This window comes from Acrocarpospora pleiomorpha (assembly GCF_009687885.1).
GTDB lineage: Bacteria > Actinomycetota > Actinomycetes > Streptosporangiales > Streptosporangiaceae > Acrocarpospora > Acrocarpospora pleiomorpha.
Window position 1 is genome coordinate 42,496 of sequence record NZ_BLAF01000060.1, and the last position, 16,147, is coordinate 58,642.

Below are 16,147 nucleotides of genomic sequence, written 5' to 3' on the forward strand. Positions count from 1 at the left end.
GCGATAGGGCCAAATGGTGACGGTGCAAGATGCGAACCGTGGCGGAGAGCCCTGCGGGCCGTGGCCGAGTGGAAAACGGGAGCGAGACGCCAGCCGTGGCCGAGCGCGCTGCGGGCCGTGGCCGAGTGGCAAGCGGGAGTGAGATGCGGGCCCATACAGAGCGGGGCGCGAGTCGTGATGGGGTGAGAGGTTGGCCGTGACAGCATCGTGACGACTCGCTTCAAACCGGGGGTGCGCAAGAAGCGTCTTCAAGGGCATGAAGAAATTGCGGCTCACGGCCGGCAGGGCGCGAGGAGCCCGGTGGGCGTCCTCGCTGATGGGATACCTGGTGATTCCGCTCGCGATGGCGGCGTTCCTGCTCGCGGGGTGCGGGGGTGGCGCCGAAACGTCGTCGGGGAATTCCGCTCCGATGCCCGCGGTCGGCACCGCTGCCGACGATTCGGCGCTGCGCAAGGCGATGCCGGAAGCACCGGCGGTGGCAGAGTCTGGCGCCGCCGGCGACGCTTCCGGGGGCGGGAGCGAACCCGTTCAGGCGATCAAGATCCAGACCGTGGATCGGTCGATCATTTACACGGCCGAGCTGACCGTGCAGGCCCAGGACGTGGCGAAGGCGAGTGACAGCGCCAAGCAGATCGTGGTCGGCGCGGGCGGTTATGTCGCGGACGAGAAGAGCACGGCTTTCAGCGGGAGCAGCAGCGAGGCCGTGGTCACGTTCAAGATCCCCCCGGCGCGTTACGCGGAGGTGCTGGTCAAGCTGGGCAGCGATCTCGGTGAGCGGCGGTCCCTGCACCAGGGCGCACAGGATGTCACCGGTGAGGTGGCCGACGTCGAGGCCCGGGTGAAGTCGGCGGAGTCTGCGCTGGACCAGTTCCGGCTGCTGCTCACCAAGGCCGACAAGATCGGGGAAATCCTGGAGATCGAGCGGGAGATCCAGAACCGGACCGCCGAGCTGGAATCGCTTCAGGCCCGCCAGAAAGCACTCGCCGAGCAGACCGGCATGGCCACCGTCACGCTGACCCTGATCGGCCCCAACATCGTGGTCGACATCCCCGAGGAAGAGCCGAGCGGCTTCTTCGGCGGCCTGGAGGTCGGCTGGAACGCCCTGGTCGACGCGGTCGAGATCGGCCTCACCCTGCTCGGCACCCTCCTCCCCTGGCTCATCGTCCTCGCCGTCCTATGGTTCGCCGCCTGGCGCATCCTCCGCCGCGTACGCCCCACTCGCCCGGCCCCGACCCCCGCCCCCGCATTCGCGGCAACCGAGAAGGCCACCGAAACGGAAGCCCCTCCCGCCCCCGCAGAAGCGTCTTCAAGCAGCGCCAAATCCGAAAGCTAACAACTCACACGAAAGGGCCACCATAGGGTTGCTCGCCGTTCCCCGGCGCCGATCACCCCTGATCCACGTCCCGCCGTACCGGAACCAAGAGGGGTCGCCCACATGTAGGCAACCCCTCTTCTAATTCCGGGGTCAGCGGATGGTGGTGGTGTGGATGTGGTTGGTGAGGCGGGCTAGTTGGTCGGGGTTGGTGGAGGGGAGGACGCCGTGGCCCAGGTTGAAGATGTGGCCTTCGGCGACGCGGCCGGATTCGAGGATGGTGGTGGCGCGGTCGGCGACGATGTGCCAGGGGGCGAGGAGGACGGCGGGGTCCAGGTTGCCTTGGAGGGCCTTGCCGGCGCCGACGCGGAGGGCGGCCTCGTCGAGGGGGACGCGCCAGTCGACGCCGACCACGTCGGCGCCGGCCTCGCCCATGATGCCGAGGAGTTCGCCGGTGCCGACGCCGAAGTGGATGCGGGGCACGTCGAGGTCGGCCAGGCCCGCGAAGATCCGGCTGGTGTAGGGGAGCACGTAGGTGCGGTAGTCGCCGGGGGCGACCGCGCCGACCCAGGAGTCGAACAGCTGCAGGGCGGAGGCGCCCGCTTCGGCCTGGATGCGGAGGAAGCCGAGGGTGATGGTGGTGAGGCGGTCCATGAGCTCGTGCCAGAGGGCGGGATCGCCGTACATCATGGCTTTGGTGTGGTCGTGGTTCTTGGAGGGGCCGCCTTCGATGAGGTAGGAGGCCAGGGTGAAGGGGCCGCCGGCGAAGCCGATCAGCGGGACCCGGTCGAGCTCCTTGACCAGCGCGCCGATGGCTTCGGTGACGTAGGGCACGTCGTCGGGTTCGATCGGGCGCAGGCGGGCGGCGGCCGCGGCGTCCCTGATCGGGTCGGCCACGACAGGGCCGACGCCGGGCTTGATGTCGAGGTCGACGCCGATGGCCTTGAGCGGGACCACGATGTCGCTGAAGAAGATCGCGGCGTCGACGCCGTAGCGGCGGACCGGCTGCATGGTGATCTCGACGACCAGGTCGGGGGTGGCGCAGGCGTCCAGCATGGCCGTGCCCGCGCGGAGCTCGCGGTATTCGGGCAGGGACCGGCCCGCCTGGCGCATGTACCACACCGGTGTGTACGGAACGGGCCTGCGGCGGCACGCCAGAAGGAACGCGGAGTCGGCAAGCTGGGGATTCACCCGTCAAGCGTGCCATGCCGAGCGGCCGGTCGGTGCGGCAACCCCAAGCCGATCATGAAATCTGGCAATCTCGAAGACCCGGCCACCAGTCGATCACCGCCGCCCGGCAAAATGTTCGTCAAACTGGCCTCCCGCATCGATTCCATTACCACTTTCGAGACACGCCGAGCGCGATGCGGGGAAATGTCGGCGAGACATGTCAACGTCGGACCGAGTTCCGGGTTCCGACGAAAGGCGATTACTTCGATGTGGAGTTCCCCCGAACACCGCACTGAGCGCTGTGCCGCCTGCGCCGCCGAGCGCACGTTCGAGCAGCCGCCTGGCCACCAGACCGAGACCGGTCACGACGGCCATAGGACCTGGAGCGAATGGTTCTGCGTCGACTGTGGCAGTGCCCTGTTCCTTGCGCAGGCAGCGGCTTGATCATCAAATATGGCGACGACGACCTCCCCTCTGCTTCGCGCGCTCCCGAATCCGTCCTACGCTTCGGTCATGACCATCGGTGAGCCACCGGCGGCGCCGGCCGCCTTCCGGCGCGCGCTGGAGACGTTGCGCCCCGCCGAGGTCCGCCCGGAGATCGAGCTGGAGGACATTCCGGCTCCGCAGCGGCTGGCGCCGTACTCGGGCGCGGTGGGCGCGTCCGTCTACCGGGACGACGACGAGCTGGCGATCGGCCGCCTGATCATGCTGTTCGACCCGGACGGCCAGCGCGGCTGGGAGGGCCCGTTCCGGTTAGTGGCCTATGTCCGGGCGGACATGGAGCCGGAGATCACCTCCGATCCCCTGCTCGGCCCGGTCGCGTGGAGCTGGCTGACCGAGGCGCTGGAGGCGCACGGCGCGGCGTTCGCGGCGGCGGGGGGCACGGTCACCCGCGCGGTTTCCGAGGGATTCGGTAACAAGGACAACGATCCCGTCACGACCGAGCTGGAATTGCGTGCGTCCTGGTCGCCGCTGGACGAAGATCTGTCCGCCCACGTGGCCGCGTGGTGCGACTTGATGTGCCTGGCAGCGGGTATTCCCCCGCTGCCCCCTGATGTCGCGGCGCTCAAGCCGCGACGCGCCGACCAACCGAAAGTGCTCTGAAAGGCTCTTTCTCCGCCCTACCGAGAGGAGGCTCGGTTGATCGTCTCGGTCGCCGCCTCCCCATGCGGTCGCGGCATGCCATAGCTTGAGACATCAACAAATACCCGGAGCACACCGTGCCGGACCGTTCCACATTCCCGAATCAGCTACGGGACGAGGTAGTCACCCCGAAGGTGTTCAGTGACCGATGAGAAAGACGTCCAGCCGCTGCTGGAACCGCGTGAGGGCATCCCGTCCGTAGTGGAGAGCGACGCGGCGCTGGCCGCGACCGTGCAGGCGTTCGCGATGGGCGCCGGGCCGGTCGCGGTGGACGCCGAGCGGGCGTCGGGCTATCGGTACAGCGGGCGCGCGTATCTGGTGCAGCTGCGCCGGGCGGGCGCGGGCAGCGCGCTGATCGACCCGATCCAGTGCCCGGATCTGACCGGTCTGGACGCCGCGCTGGACGGCGCCGAGGTGGTGCTGCACGCGGCGACCCAGGATCTGCCGTGCCTGGCCGAGCTGGGTTTCCGGCCGAAGCTGCTGTTCGACACCGAGCTGGCCGGGCGGCTGCTCGGCTACGAGCGGGTGGGGCTCGGCACGATGGTGGAGGTCGTGCTGGGGCTCGGCCTGGTGAAGGGGCACAGCGCGGCGGACTGGTCGACCCGGCCGCTGCCGGAGGACTGGCTGCGTTACGCCGTCCTGGACGTCGAGGTGCTGATCGAGCTGCGCGACGTGCTCCACGCCGAGCTGGTGGAGAGCGGGAAGCTGCCCTGGGCGATGGAGGAGTTCGCGGCGATCCTGGCCGCGCCGACCGCGCCGCTGCGCAGCGATCCGTGGCGGCGCACCAGCGGCATCCATCGCGTACGGACCTTGCGCGGCCTGGCCGTGGTCCGCGAGTTGTGGACGCTCAGGGACGAGCTGGCCAGGGACGCCGATCTGGCGCCGGGCCGGGTGCTGCCGGATTCGGCGATCGTGCAGGCCGCGCTGGACCTGCCGCGCACCACCAAGGCGCTCACCGAGATCGCGCCGTTCACCGGCCGCAGTGCGCGGCGGCATCTGCGCGAGTGGCTGAACGCGGTGACCCGGGCCCGGATCATGGCCGAGGACGAGTTGCCGCAGCCGATCGGCCCGGGCGACGGGCCGCCGCCGGCCAACCGGTGGGCGGACCGCGATCCGGTCGCCGCGAAACGGCTGCACGCGGCCAGGTCGGTGGTGGCCGCCCTGGCGGACGAGCATCGTATGCCGACGGAGAACCTGCTCCAGCCCGACGCGGTGCGCCGCCTCACCTGGGAGCCGCCGGAGTTCGTGGACGATAGCGTGATCGCCGAGCGGCTGCGCGAGCTGGGGGCCCGGGAGTGGCAGGTCGGCCTGACCGCGCTGCCGCTCGCCAAGGCCCTCCAGCGGCTGGAGACGAAGGGCGAGATCTGATCAGCGCAGGCGCAGCCACACGGCGGAGTCCGTGGGCAGGACACCGTCGGTGATCGTGCCGCTGGCCAGGAGCACCGATTCGTACGCCGGGAGCGGCACGGGTTCCGCGCCCAGGTTGAGCACGCACGCGAAGTCCTCGCCCCGGGTGAAGGCCAGGTCGTAGCCGTCCAGCCAGGCGAACTCGCCCGCGGGACGCCCGGCGATGGCCTGCCGGTAGAGGGCGAGGGTGGACGTAGGGTCGGCGAGCTGGGCTTCCACCGTCAGGGATCCCCATCCGGACGGCTGCGGCAGCCACGTGGATGTGCCTTCGGTGAAACCGTAGGGCTGTGCCGTACCAGACCAGGGGATGGGGACGCGGCAGCCGTCGCGGCCGAGGCGGGCGCCTTCGCTCCGGCGGTAGACCGGGTCGTCGCGGTCGGCGGCGGGGATGTCGAGGAACTCGGGCAGGCCGAGTTCCTCGCCCTGGTAGACGTAGGCGGAGCCGGGCAGGGCCAGCAGCAGAAGGGCGGCGGCGCGAGCGCGGCGGGTGCCGAGGGCGACGTCGACCTCGGCGTCGGAGCGGGCGGGGGCGGCGGGCGCGCCGTAGCGGCTGACCGGGCGCATCACGTCGTGGTTGCTGATCACCCAGGGGGCGACCACGTCGGAGCCCTCGGCCAGGGTGATCGAGGCGGTGATCGTGTGGCGGAGCGCGGCGGCGTCCCAGGCGGTCTGGAACAGGAAGAAGTTGAACGCCTGCGGCATGCCGCCGGGGATGAAATAGGGCTCCAGATGGGTGATCTCGTCGCCCCAGAACTCGCCGACGGCGGTGCGGCGGCCGGGGAACACGTCCTCCGGGTAGGAGTCCAGGATGGCCCGCCAGGTGGCGTAGTGGGCGACCAGCTCGGGCCGGTGGAACCAGGGCGACGGCCGGTCGGAGGGGGTGGGGTCGGGCACGTCGGGCAGTTCGGGGTCCTTGAACAGGCCGTGCGCCACGTCCACCCGCAGCCCGGCGACGCCCCGGTCCAGCCAGAACCGCAGCACCTTCTCGAACATGGCGGGCACGGCCGGGTTGGCCCAGTTCCAGTCGGGCTGGGAGGAGTCGAACAGGTGCAGGTACCACTGGCCGTCCGGGGTCTGGGTCCAGGCCGGGCCGCCGAAGAGGGACTGCCAGTTGTTGGGGGCGGTGTTGCCGGGAGCGTCGCGGAAGATGAACAGGTCACGTTCCGGGCTGCCCGGTCCGGCGGCGAGCGCGGCCTGGAAGGCCGGGTGCGCGCTGGAGCAGTGGTTGGGCACGATGTCGACGATCACCCGGATGCCGTGCCCGGCCGCCGCCGCGACGAAGGTGTCGAAGTCGGCCAGCGTGCCGAACCGGGGGTCCACGTCGCAGTAATCGGCGACGTCGTAGCCGCCGTCGGCGAGCGGGGAGGGGTAGAAGGGCGAGAACCAGACGGCGTCCACGCCCAGCTCCGCCAGGTACGGCAAGCGGGCCAGCGCCCCCGCGAAGTCACCCGTGCCGTCGCCGTTCCCGTCGGCGAAACTGCGGGGGTAGATCTGGTAGACGACGGCATCACGCCACCATTGCGTCACGTCTTCTCCCTGTTTGTACGTTCTTCGCAAAGTTAATCAGCAGATCCCCGCCGGAAAGCGCTTGCCCAACCCCCATCAGCCTCATATCCTCAGGAAAGCGCTTTCCACCCCTTATCAGGAGATATCGCGAATGGGCGACCACGTCCTCGGCGTCGTGATGAACGGCGTCACCGGCCGGATGGGCTACCGCCAGCATCTGGTCAGGTCCGTGCTGGCGATCAACGAGCAGGGCGGGGTCACTCTGCCCGACGGCGGCCGGGTTAGGCTCCGGCCGGTGCTGGTCGGGCGGAACGCCGCCAAGCTCGCGGAGCTGGCCGACCGGCACGGCATCGCCGAGCACACCACCGACCTGGACGCGGCGCTGGCCGACCCGGCGAACACGATCTACTTCGACGCGCAGGTCACCCAGGCGCGGGTGGCCGCGACGCTGCGGGCGATCGAGGCCGGCAAGCACGTCTACACCGAGAAGCCGACGGCCGAGTCCGTGCCGGAGGCGCTGCGGCTGGCCCAGGCCGCCGAGGACGCGGGCCTGAAGAACGGCGTGGTCCAGGACAAGCTCTTCCTGCCGGGCCTGCTCAAGCTGAAGCGGCTGATCGACGGCGGCTTCTTCGGGCAGATCCTGTCGGTGCGCGGCGAGTTCGGCTACTGGGTGTTCGAGGGCGACTGGCAGGCCGCGCAGCGCCCGTCGTGGAACTACCGGGCCGAGGACGGCGGCGGCATCGTGCTGGACATGTTCCCGCACTGGGCCTATGTGCTGGAGAACCTGTTCGGCCGGGTCGTCTCGGTGTACGCCCAGGTGGCCACCCACATCCCCGAACGGTGGGACGAGAGCGGCCGGCCGTACAAGGCGACCGCGGACGACGCCGCCTACGGGGTGTTCGAGCTGGCCGGGGGCGTGGTCGCGCAGATCAACTCGTCCTGGGCGGTCCGGGTGAACCGGGACGAACTCGTGGAGTTCCAGGTGGACGGCACGCACGGCAGCGCGGTCGCCGGGCTGCGCGGCTGCCGGGTCCAGCATCGGAGCGCGACCCCGAAGCCGGTCTGGAACCCCGATGTTCCGGCCACGGCGCGCTTCCGGGATGGCTGGCAGGAAATGCCGGACAACGGGGAGTTCGACAACGGGTTCAAGGTGCAGTGGGAGCAGTTCGTCCGGCATGTCGTGGCAGGGACGCCGTTCCCCTACACGCTCCGATCCGGAGCCCGGGGCGTGCAGATCGCCGAACTGGGGCTGCGCTCGCACGCCGAAGGCCGCCGCCTCCCGGTATCCGAGCTGTGACCGCCTCGATCGACCTGCCGAGCGGGAACTACCGGCTGCGCGAGCCGGTCGCCTGGCCGCACCCGCCGGGTCCCCCGGCCAATCGGGTCGTGTACGCCGCCGCCCACGTGGTCGCCGACCCGATGGGCGACAACACCCCCGGCTCCCCCGCCGCCGTCGACTGGGAGACCACGCTCCGCTTCCGGCGCCACCTGTGGTCGTACGGCCTGCGCGTGGCCGACGCCATGGACACCGCGCAGCGTAACAACGGCCTGGACTGGGCGGCCACCCGCGAGCTGATCCGCCTCAGCGCGGCGGCGGCCCGCGATCTCGGCGACCCCGCCGACCTGATCGCCTGCGGCGCGGGCACCGACCACGTCCCCGGCGCGCGCACCCCCCAGGCCATCGAGGCGGCCTACCAGGAGCAGATCGCAGCCGTCCAGGAGAGCGGCGCGACCGTCATCCTGATGGCCAGCCGCCAGCTGGCCGCGATAACGCACGCTCCGGAGGACTACCAGGCGGTCTACGGCAAGCTGCTGGCCGAGGTCGAACGCCCGGCCATCCTGCACTGGCTCGGCGAGATGTTCGACCCGAACCTGGCGGGCTACTGGGGCTCCAGGAACATCGAAGCGGCCACCACGTCCTTCCTCGAACTGATCCACGCGAACGCCCCGAAAATCGACGGCGTAAAAGTCTCACTCCTGGACGAATCCCATGAGGTACGCCTCCGCGCGGCGTTACCCGAAGGCGTCCGGCTGTACACGGGGGACGACTTCAACTACCCATCCCTCATCAAATCCGGCTCACACGCCCTGCTCGGCATCTTCGACGCCATCGCTCCGGCGGCGGCGGCCGCCTTCCAGGCCCTGGACGCGGCGGAAGGACCCCATCTCCGGCGGCATCCCGCCGGGACTCGGCCCGATGTCCTGGATCGCCCGCACCCCGGCGCAACTCTTGGGCCCGGCGACGATCCGGCACATGACGCGCTCGGGATCGGACTCCAGCCTGGCTCACCGGAGAAAGCCGGCTCACCCACAGGAACAAGCACCCGGTCTCCGGTCCTGGCCCGCGCTCTCGGTGCCCCGAAAGCCGGTTCACCCACAGGAACACGCACCCCCACCGATCATGACATTTCCGAAATATCAGCATCGGCTGCGGACCTGATGGCGGACTACGACCGGATCCTGGCCCCCACGGTCGCCCTCTCCCGCAAGATCTTCGAAGCACCGACATTTCACTACAAGACCGGGATTGTCTTTCTGGCCTGGCTCAACGGGCATCAGGACGCTTTCACGATGGTGAACGGAGCCCAGTCGGCGCGGTCGCTGAGCCACCTGGCCGAGGTGTTCCGCCTCGCCGACCAAGCCGGGCTGCTGGCTGATCCCGAGCTCGCGGTGTCGCGAATGCGGGCATTCCTAGCGGTGCACGGGCGATGAGAAGGTTCTCGCTCAACCAGTGGACGACCAAACGCTGGACGGTCGCCGAAGCCGTGGACGGGTGTGTGCGGCACGGGGTCGAGGCGATCGGCCTGTGGCGGCAGGACGTCGCCGCGCAAGGCTTGGACGAAACGGTCAAGCTCGTGCGGGCCGCCGGGCTGCGGGTCTCCTCGCTCTGCCGTGGCGGCTTCCTGACCGGGCCAGAACCGCTGGCGGAGAACCGGCAAGCCATCGACGAGGCCGCGACGCTGGGGGCGTCGTGCCTGGTCATGGTGGTGGGCGGGCTGCCGGGCGTGGTGCCGGGCGAGCCGCTGGGCGCGTTCTCGCGGGATCTGGCTGGCGCGCGGGCGCGGGTGGCGGAAGGGCTTGCCGCGCTCGCGCCGTACGCGGCGGAGCGGGGGGTACGGCTGGCGCTGGAACCCCTGCATCCGATGTACTGCGCCGACCGGGCCGTGCTGTCCACGCTCGGCCAGGCGATCGACTTCGCGGAGCCGTACCCGCCCGAAGTGGTGGGAGTGGTCGTGGACAGTTTCCACCTGTGGTGGGATCCAGGAGTGTTCGCCCAGATCGCCCGGGCCGGCGAGCGTATCGCCAGTTACCAGGTGTGCGACTTCCTCTGCCCGCTGCCGCCGGACGTGCTGCTCGGCCGGGGCATGATGGGCGACGGCGTGATCGACTTCACGCCGCTCACCCGGGCCGTGACCGAGGCCGGGTACGACGGCGACATCGAGGTGGAGATCTTCAACGCGGACATCTGGGCGGCCGACCCGGAAACCGTGCTGACCACCGCACGCCACCGCTACGCGCGGCTGATCGCGCCGGATCTCCAGGGTCCCGAAACCGACGCTTGAGCCCGCCACACCACGGCGACCTGAGCGCTATATCCCCAAAGAAGCGCAGAGACCATTCTGTTACGGAAAAATCCCGAAATGACCGGAATGACGGCTTGACGAAGATCGTCTGACTGGCCAAGACTGCCCTCGACTTGCGTGCTTTCCGCCAGGCTGACCCCCTACCTGGCGGGCCACGCCAGATGGAGGAATCTCACCATGAGGAGCTTTCTCGGCGGCAGAAGATCCCGTCGCCTCGCGGCCGTCCTCGCTATACCCTTAGCGATCGGCCTGAGTCCGCTTCCGGTCCTCGCCGACCCGTCCCCACCGGTCAGCGAGGTCGTCCCCGACCGCCAGCCCTCCACCGCGCAGGATGGCGTCGCCCTGATCCGGATCATCGTCCCGGACCAGGCGAGCGTGGACCGGCTGAACGACATGGGTGTCGACCTGGCCGAATACAAGAAATCCACGGACGAGGGCATCGAGGTGCACGCCGTCCTCAGCCCCCAGGAAGCCCAGGACCTCCGGGACCAGGGCTTCGATCTGCGCGGCGTCATATCCGACCAGAGCGACTTCGCCGCCAACCAGGCCGAGCGCAGCCGGGCTCTGGCATCGGCGGACGCGGCGGAGGCGGCGACCGACACGCTCACGGTGCTGCGGTCCGAATGGTTCACCAGCCTCGACGGCCGGCGCTTCCTGTCGGTGGAGGTGAAGTCGAGCGCGATCGACTCGCAGACCGTACTCACCGCCACCTGGGACAGCGGCCCCGGCACCGCCCCGGACTCGGGCGGCACGGCGACGATGTCCCGCTTCACCGACGCCGGGCAGTACATGTACCACCGGTTCAACTCGCCGCTCGCGGTCACCGAAGCCCCCACCAAGGTCACGGTGACCAGCAACCGCGGCGGTTCGGTGACGGTGAACGTGAACAAGTGGCTGGGTGAGCCGCGCAAGGCGCCCAGCCGGCACTACATCTCCGACTTCGTCGACCACTACATGGACCCGACCGAGCTCACCGAGCGGATCGTCGCCCTGGCCAAGGAGTTCCCGAAGTACGCGGAGATCATCGACCTGCCGAACAAGACCAACGGCTACCGCCGCCAGGCCCAGGGGCAGTTCGGCACGGTCGCCGCGAGCACCTTCTACGTGAGCTCCAGGACCTTCGGCAGCGAGGGCGGCAACGACATCAGCGTGGCGCTGGTCAACCCGAACGCCGCCGCCTCCCCGCTGTCAGTCGCGGTCACGGGGAAGGACATCGTGGTCACCCTGGCCACGGACGCGGCGGGCGCGCTCAGCAGCACGGCCAAGCAGGTGGTGGACGCCGTCAACGCCAACGCGGCGGCCTCGGCCCTGGTGTCGGCGAACACCTACCGGACCAACACGGGCGCGGGCCTGGTGGCCGCGGCTCCCGCGACGAGGCTGACCGACAACCTCAAGGCGCCGGCGAGCGTGAAGCGCGAACCGTTCCAGACGAAGGCGCTGCGCATCGGCAAGACGCGGGACGGCTCGAAGGTCGGGGTGTTCCTGTACTGCCAGGAGCACGCCCGCGAATGGGTCACCCCGCTGACCTGCCTGGAGACCGCGGAGCGGCTGCTGCGCAACTACTCGCGCGACCACCGCGAGGTGGTCGACGACCTCGACATCTTCATCCTGCCGACGGCCAACCCCGACGGCGCGCACTACTCGATGTACGACTTCAACATGCAGCGCCGCAACATGACCAACCACTGCCCGGCCACCACGGGCGACCCGGCGGCGCGCAACTCCTGGGGCGTGGACCTCAACCGCAACTTCTCCGTCGGCTCGATCTTCGACGGGTACAGCGGCGCCTCGACGAGCTGCACCAGCGACACCTTCGCCGGGCCGGCCGAGCTGTCGGAGCCGGAGGCGCGCAACGAGGTGTGGCTCACCCAGCAGTTCCCCAACATCAAGTTCGCGATGAACACCCACTCCTACGGCGGTTACTTCATGTGGCCTCCGGGGGCGTACAAGTCGGCCGGGCGCGAGCTGCTGCCGCGGGTGGACTTCGGCACGGAGAACTACTTCTGGGAGGCCTCCAGCCACATCCTGTCCGCCGTGCAGGCCCACCGCGGCACGGGAATCTGGCCGGGCCGCACCGGCCCGGTGCCCGACGTGCTGTACTCGGCGGCCGGGAACAGCGCCGACGAGCACTGGTTCAACCGCGGCATCATCGGCTGGGACTTCGAGGTCGGCGCCGACCTCTACGACCCGGCCACCGGCCGCTTCCAGGCGGTCGGCTTCCAGCCGCCCTTCAGCGAGGGTCACGAGGAGGCGATGGAGTTCGCCAACGGCCAGATCGCCATTCTGGAGGTCGCCCGCGCGTTCTCCCAGGACCGCAGGCGACCGGACTCGAAGCTGAGGATCACCGGCGGGACCGGCACCTCCACCTCGTTCACCTTCCTCACCAACGAGCCCGCCAACGTGTACTACACGCTGGACGGCAGCCGGCCGACGCTGAGCTCGCCCAAGCTGGCGGCGGCGGGCATGCGTGAGGGAGCCCAGCAGATCACGGTCAACCAGACCGTCGAGGTGCGCTTCTTCGCGGTGGACATCGCCGGAAACGTCGAGAACAACTACCAGCCCGACGGGAACGGCAACAACTACAACGACAAGAGGGTGAAGGTCGGCAGCAGCCACTAAGCCCCGAGAGCGGGTGGCCGCCGGTCTCTTTCCGGCGGCCACCCGTCTGGCTATGAGCGCGCCAGGTCGAGGTCGGCGGCCCGGGCCTGGACGGCGAGCAGCGACAGGAAGTCCTCCTCGCCGTGCCCCTGGGCGATGGCCGCGACCAGCAGCGTGCGGACCATCGCGACGAGCGGCAGCGGCACCTGACCGGTCGTCGCCTCGCCCAGGCCGAGGTCGACGTCCTTGAGCAGCAGCCGGGACGTGAACGTAGGCGTCAGGTCCAGCCGGCGGATGGCGTCGGTCTTGGAGCGGGTGAAGGCGGAGCCGAGCACGCTCTCGTTGAGGAAGTCCAGCAGCGGGCCACGGTCGACGCCGAGCCTCTCGCAGAGCACGACGACCTCGGCCAGCCCCTGGGTGGTCACGGCGAGCAGCAGGTTGTGGCAGATCTTCAACAGCCGGGCCTCATCGGCCGTGCCGACATAGGTGGCCGTGCGCGCGATGGCCGCCAGCACGCCCCCGGCCCGCTCGTACGCCTCCTGCGAGCCCGAGCAAACGAACGACGCGTCACCCGCCTCGACCACCGACGGGTTGCCGCTGACCGGCGCGGACAGGAACGGCACCCCCGCCTCGGCCGCCGCCTCCCGCACCCGGCGCGAGGACTCCATCGACACCGTGGAGGTGTCGACCAGCACCGACGGGCGGACAGGGTCGGCCAGCAACCGCCCGATCACGACCTCCTCCAACGCGGCGGGCGTCGCCAGACTGGTGACGGTCACCGGGCAGGCGACCGTCTCCGCCGGCTCGGCGGCGACCCGCGCGCCCGCCGCCCGCAGCGGCTCGGCCTTCTCCGGCGTACGGTTCCACACCGTCACCGGGTGACCGGCCGACAGCAGCCGCCGGACCATGGCGGTCCCCATCCGCCCGACCCCGATCCACCCGACCTCGATCTTCTTGGTCTCACTCATGCGGAGCCCCCTCCCCGTAGAGATCCGAGGCTATCGCGACGCGTAACGGGTGACCCAGGCACGCGCCCCAGGCAGAACGTGCTCCACCGGTTCGACGTCCGGATACCAGGTCCGCTCCCATTCGAGCGAAACCCACCCCTCGAACCCCCGCACCAACTCCCCACAGACCTCAAGAGGCACAGAACCGGTCCCCAACGGACATGGCGTGGTGTCCTGAGCGGAGACGGCGTCCTTGATCTGTACGTACGACAGGTGGCCGCTCAGCGCTTCATACGTGCGCGCGGGGTTTTCGCCATGCCGCCAGGGATGCAGCACGTCCCAGATGGCCCCGGTGGCCTCGGGCAGGTCCACGAAGTCCAGCAACCGCCCGACCGCCGCCCCCGTCGGCAGCGCGTCATGCGTCTCCACGAACACGCGGAGCCCGCGCTCCCGGCAGAGATCCGCGACCGCGCGCACCCGCCGCCGGGCGGCTTCGATGTCATCACCCCCGGGAAACACCCGCACCCCGGACGCGCCGAGATCGACGGCCAGTTCCAGGTCGGCCCGCAACCCGGCGACCACCCCGTCATCCGGCCCCGACGCCGAAATCCTGATATATCCGGCGAGAGCCGCGACAGCCAGCCCCCGCCCGGCAATCGCCTCCCGCACAGCCACCCGCTCGGCCGCCCCGAGCCCGGCATGCACCCCCGTATCGGGATGCAGCCGAAGCTCCAGCCCTTCACACCCGAACCGCACCGCCGTCTCGATCGCCGCCGCGACGCCCTCCCCCGGCATGCCCAGCGTGCTGACCGCCAGCCTCATAGGAACGAGAAGCCCTTCCGACAGCCGCCGACCTGAGGACTCACCACTGTCCAGATCACCACTGTCCAGATCACCGCATTCATATCGCCCGCACGCTCTCCCGCAACACGACCTCACCCTCCATCGCCACCACCTGCGGCGCGTCCTCCCCCGCCAGCGCCAGCTCCACCGCGAGGGACCCCATCGCGGCGAGCGGCAGCCGTACCGTCGACAGCGCGGGAACAAGATCGCGCAACGTCGGAATGTCGTCGAACCCCGCCACCGACACGTCCTCGGGCACCCGTACCCCCCGTTCCCTGAAAGCCGCGAGCGCGCCCACCGCCATCACGTCGTTCACCGCGAACACGCAGGTCACGTCCGGCCGCACCGAGGCCGACGCGGCGTGGCCGCCGTCCCGGTCGAAGCGGCCGTACACGATCTGGGGTTCCGGCAGGTCGCGCTCGGCGAGGGCGGCGCGAAACCCGGCCAGGCGATCGGCGGCGGTGATCAGGTGCGGCGGTCCGGCCAGCACCGCGAAGCGGGTGTGCCCGAGCTCGGCGAGCGCCCCGGCCAGCCGCGCCGCGCCCGCGTGGTTGCCGGGCGCGACCGTGTCCACGCCGAGCAGGTCCTGCCCGACGCAGGCCGCCCGCCCGCCCTGCGCCCGGTACCGATCGAGTTCGGCCTTGAGCCGCGCGGTCACCACCGGATCCGCCACCCGGGACCCCGCGATCAGCACGGCCTTGGCCCGCTGCGCGTTGAGCGTCGCCACGTAGGCGATCTCCCGTTCCGGATCCCGGCGGGTGGTGCCCACCATGACCACGTGCCCTTCGGCGTCCGCCGCCCGCATCGCGCCATCGGCGATCGCCGCGAAATACGGATCGACGAGATCGTGCACCACCAGGCCGATGACGTTGCTGGCGCCCCTGGCCAGCGTCTGCGCCGCCACATTGGTGCGATATCCGAGCTCGGCCGCCGCCTTCTCCACCCGCGTCCGCATGGCCGCCCCGACCTGCCGGGTGCTGCCGTTGAGCACCCGTGAGGCGGTCGCCAGCGACACACCGGCCTGCCTCGCCACGTCCTCCAGAGTGACCACACGACCTCCACGGGAAAGCGATTTCCCAGTATGCCAGGCGCGCGAAACGTACATGGGCGTGCTGGGGATTCGCGCCTGCGGGAACAGGTGAAGTTGACGGAGACGACCGAGGCGGCGCATGCATGGTCGGCACCCGAATCCACCTGGAGCAGTGATGAGAATCATGAGGATCGTCGCACTGGCGCTCGCCACCGCGCTGCTCTCCACCCTGCTCGCCGCCGACCCGGCCGCGGCGGCGGCGGGGGCCGAGTACAAGCTCAGCATCACCCAGCGGGGAGCCACCAGAACCGTCACCCTCACCTGCGCGCCGGACGGCGGCACCCACCCGAACCCGGTGGCGGCCTGCGCCCGCCTGGCGACCGCGGCGGGGGATCCCGCCTGGATCACCCCGAAGTCGGGCGTGTTCTGCATCGCCTTGTGGGATCCGGTGACGGCCACCGCGACCGGAACCTACTTCGGCCGTCCCGTCTCCTACAGCCGGTCGTTCAGCAACATGTGCTGGCTCGGCGTGGCCACCTGGGAGGTGTTCGCCTTCTGACCCGCGCTAACCTCCGGGATGGAACAAAACGGAGGTTAACGAACAGAG

At 70.1% G+C, this 16,147-nt stretch carries 13 protein-coding genes; 8 read left to right on the plus strand and 5 right to left on the minus strand.

Annotation, left to right across the window (positions count from 1 at the left end; genetic code table 11):
• Nucleotides 1-256: 256 nt before the first annotated feature.
• On the plus strand, nt 257-1,333 hold the full coding sequence (locus Aple_RS39060; RefSeq protein ID WP_155349801.1) for a DUF4349 domain-containing protein: 1,077 nt from the start codon (nt 257-259) through the stop codon (nt 1,331-1,333).
• 132 nt (nt 1,334-1,465) lie between these two features.
• Here Aple_RS39060 and hemE read toward each other — a convergent pair whose 3' ends face one another.
• Nucleotides 1,466-2,503, minus strand: coding sequence for a uroporphyrinogen decarboxylase (hemE, locus tag Aple_RS39065; protein ID WP_155349802.1), 1,038 nt, complete (start codon nt 2,501-2,503; stop codon nt 1,466-1,468).
• A gap of 492 nt (nt 2,504-2,995) precedes the next feature.
• Between hemE and Aple_RS39070 the strand changes: the two genes are divergently transcribed.
• Together Aple_RS39070 and Aple_RS39075 are read left to right on the plus strand one after the other, a co-directional pair.
• A complete protein-coding gene (locus Aple_RS39070; RefSeq protein WP_155349803.1) occupies nt 2,996-3,586 on the plus strand; it encodes a DUF3000 domain-containing protein in 591 nt (196 codons plus the stop codon).
• Nucleotides 3,587-3,766: 180 nt separating this feature from the next.
• Complete coding sequence (locus Aple_RS39075) at nt 3,767-4,993, plus strand: ribonuclease D (RefSeq protein ID WP_155349804.1); 1,227 nt, start codon at nt 3,767-3,769, stop codon at nt 4,991-4,993.
• Here the strand turns inward: Aple_RS39075 and Aple_RS39080 are convergent, their stop codons facing one another.
• Nucleotides 4,994-6,559 (minus strand): glycoside hydrolase family 13 protein, encoded by a 1,566-nt coding sequence (locus tag Aple_RS39080; RefSeq protein WP_246265057.1) that lies wholly within the window; start codon nt 6,557-6,559, stop codon nt 4,994-4,996.
• Between the two features lie 130 nt (nt 6,560-6,689).
• Here Aple_RS39080 and Aple_RS39085 point away from each other — a divergent pair, with 130 nt between their 5' ends.
• The 4 genes from Aple_RS39085 (at nt 6,690) to Aple_RS39105 (ending at nt 12,741) form a co-directional block, all read left to right on the plus strand.
• Nucleotides 6,690-7,835: a Gfo/Idh/MocA family protein gene (locus tag Aple_RS39085; protein WP_155349806.1), complete on the plus strand. Its 1,146-nt coding sequence runs from the start codon at nt 6,690-6,692 to the stop codon at nt 7,833-7,835.
• A complete protein-coding gene (locus Aple_RS55065; RefSeq protein ID WP_246265058.1) occupies nt 7,832-9,250 on the plus strand; it encodes a DUF993 family protein in 1,419 nt (472 codons plus the stop codon). Before Aple_RS39085 ends, Aple_RS55065 begins: the two co-directional genes overlap by 4 nt.
• The gene (locus Aple_RS39100; RefSeq protein ID WP_170321893.1) at nt 9,247-10,101 is read left to right on the plus strand and encodes a sugar phosphate isomerase/epimerase family protein; all 855 of its coding nucleotides are present in this window, start codon (nt 9,247-9,249) and stop codon (nt 10,099-10,101) included. Before Aple_RS55065 ends, Aple_RS39100 begins: the two co-directional genes overlap by 4 nt.
• 198 nt (nt 10,102-10,299) lie before the next feature.
• Nucleotides 10,300-12,741: a M14 family zinc carboxypeptidase gene (locus Aple_RS39105; protein WP_155349808.1), complete on the plus strand. Its 2,442-nt coding sequence runs from the start codon at nt 10,300-10,302 to the stop codon at nt 12,739-12,741.
• Nucleotides 12,742-12,791: 50 nt separating this feature from the next.
• Here Aple_RS39105 and Aple_RS39110 read toward each other — a convergent pair whose 3' ends face one another.
• From Aple_RS39110 to Aple_RS39120, 3 genes are all read right to left on the minus strand, one after another.
• Nucleotides 12,792-13,688 carry an NAD(P)-dependent oxidoreductase gene (locus tag Aple_RS39110; RefSeq protein ID WP_155349809.1) on the minus strand — a complete coding sequence of 299 codons (897 nt, stop codon included), beginning with the start codon at nt 13,686-13,688 and terminating at the stop codon, nt 12,792-12,794.
• A gap of 30 nt (nt 13,689-13,718) precedes the next feature.
• Complete coding sequence (locus tag Aple_RS39115) at nt 13,719-14,489, minus strand: sugar phosphate isomerase/epimerase family protein (RefSeq protein WP_155349810.1); 771 nt, start codon at nt 14,487-14,489, stop codon at nt 13,719-13,721.
• A gap of 79 nt (nt 14,490-14,568) precedes the next feature.
• Complete coding sequence (locus tag Aple_RS39120) at nt 14,569-15,561, minus strand: LacI family DNA-binding transcriptional regulator (RefSeq protein WP_246265059.1); 993 nt, start codon at nt 15,559-15,561, stop codon at nt 14,569-14,571.
• A gap of 163 nt (nt 15,562-15,724) precedes the next feature.
• Here Aple_RS39120 and Aple_RS39125 point away from each other — a divergent pair, with 163 nt between their 5' ends.
• Nucleotides 15,725-16,099 (plus strand): SSI family serine proteinase inhibitor, encoded by a 375-nt coding sequence (locus Aple_RS39125; RefSeq protein WP_218038729.1) that lies wholly within the window; start codon nt 15,725-15,727, stop codon nt 16,097-16,099.
• The last annotated feature ends 48 nt before the right edge of the window (nt 16,100-16,147 follow it).

Excerpts from the sequence above, each read along its gene's own strand:
- Aple_RS39110 (WP_155349809.1), bottom strand. The coding sequence starts at position 13,688 with ATGAGTGAGACCAAGAAGATCGAGGTCGGGTGGATCGGGGTCGGGCGG.
- Aple_RS39100 (WP_170321893.1), top strand. The coding sequence starts at position 9,247 with ATGAGAAGGTTCTCGCTCAACCAGTGGACGACCAAACGCTGGACGGTC.
- Aple_RS39085 (WP_155349806.1), top strand. The coding sequence starts at position 6,690 with ATGGGCGACCACGTCCTCGGCGTCGTGATGAACGGCGTCACCGGCCGG.
- Aple_RS39070 (WP_155349803.1), top strand. The coding sequence starts at position 2,996 with ATGACCATCGGTGAGCCACCGGCGGCGCCGGCCGCCTTCCGGCGCGCG.
- Aple_RS39060 (WP_155349801.1), top strand. The coding sequence starts at position 257 with ATGAAGAAATTGCGGCTCACGGCCGGCAGGGCGCGAGGAGCCCGGTGG.
- Aple_RS39125 (WP_218038729.1), top strand. The coding sequence starts at position 15,725 with ATGAGGATCGTCGCACTGGCGCTCGCCACCGCGCTGCTCTCCACCCTG.
- Aple_RS39105 (WP_155349808.1), top strand. The coding sequence starts at position 10,300 with ATGAGGAGCTTTCTCGGCGGCAGAAGATCCCGTCGCCTCGCGGCCGTC.
- Aple_RS39115 (WP_155349810.1), bottom strand. The coding sequence starts at position 14,489 with ATGAGGCTGGCGGTCAGCACGCTGGGCATGCCGGGGGAGGGCGTCGCG.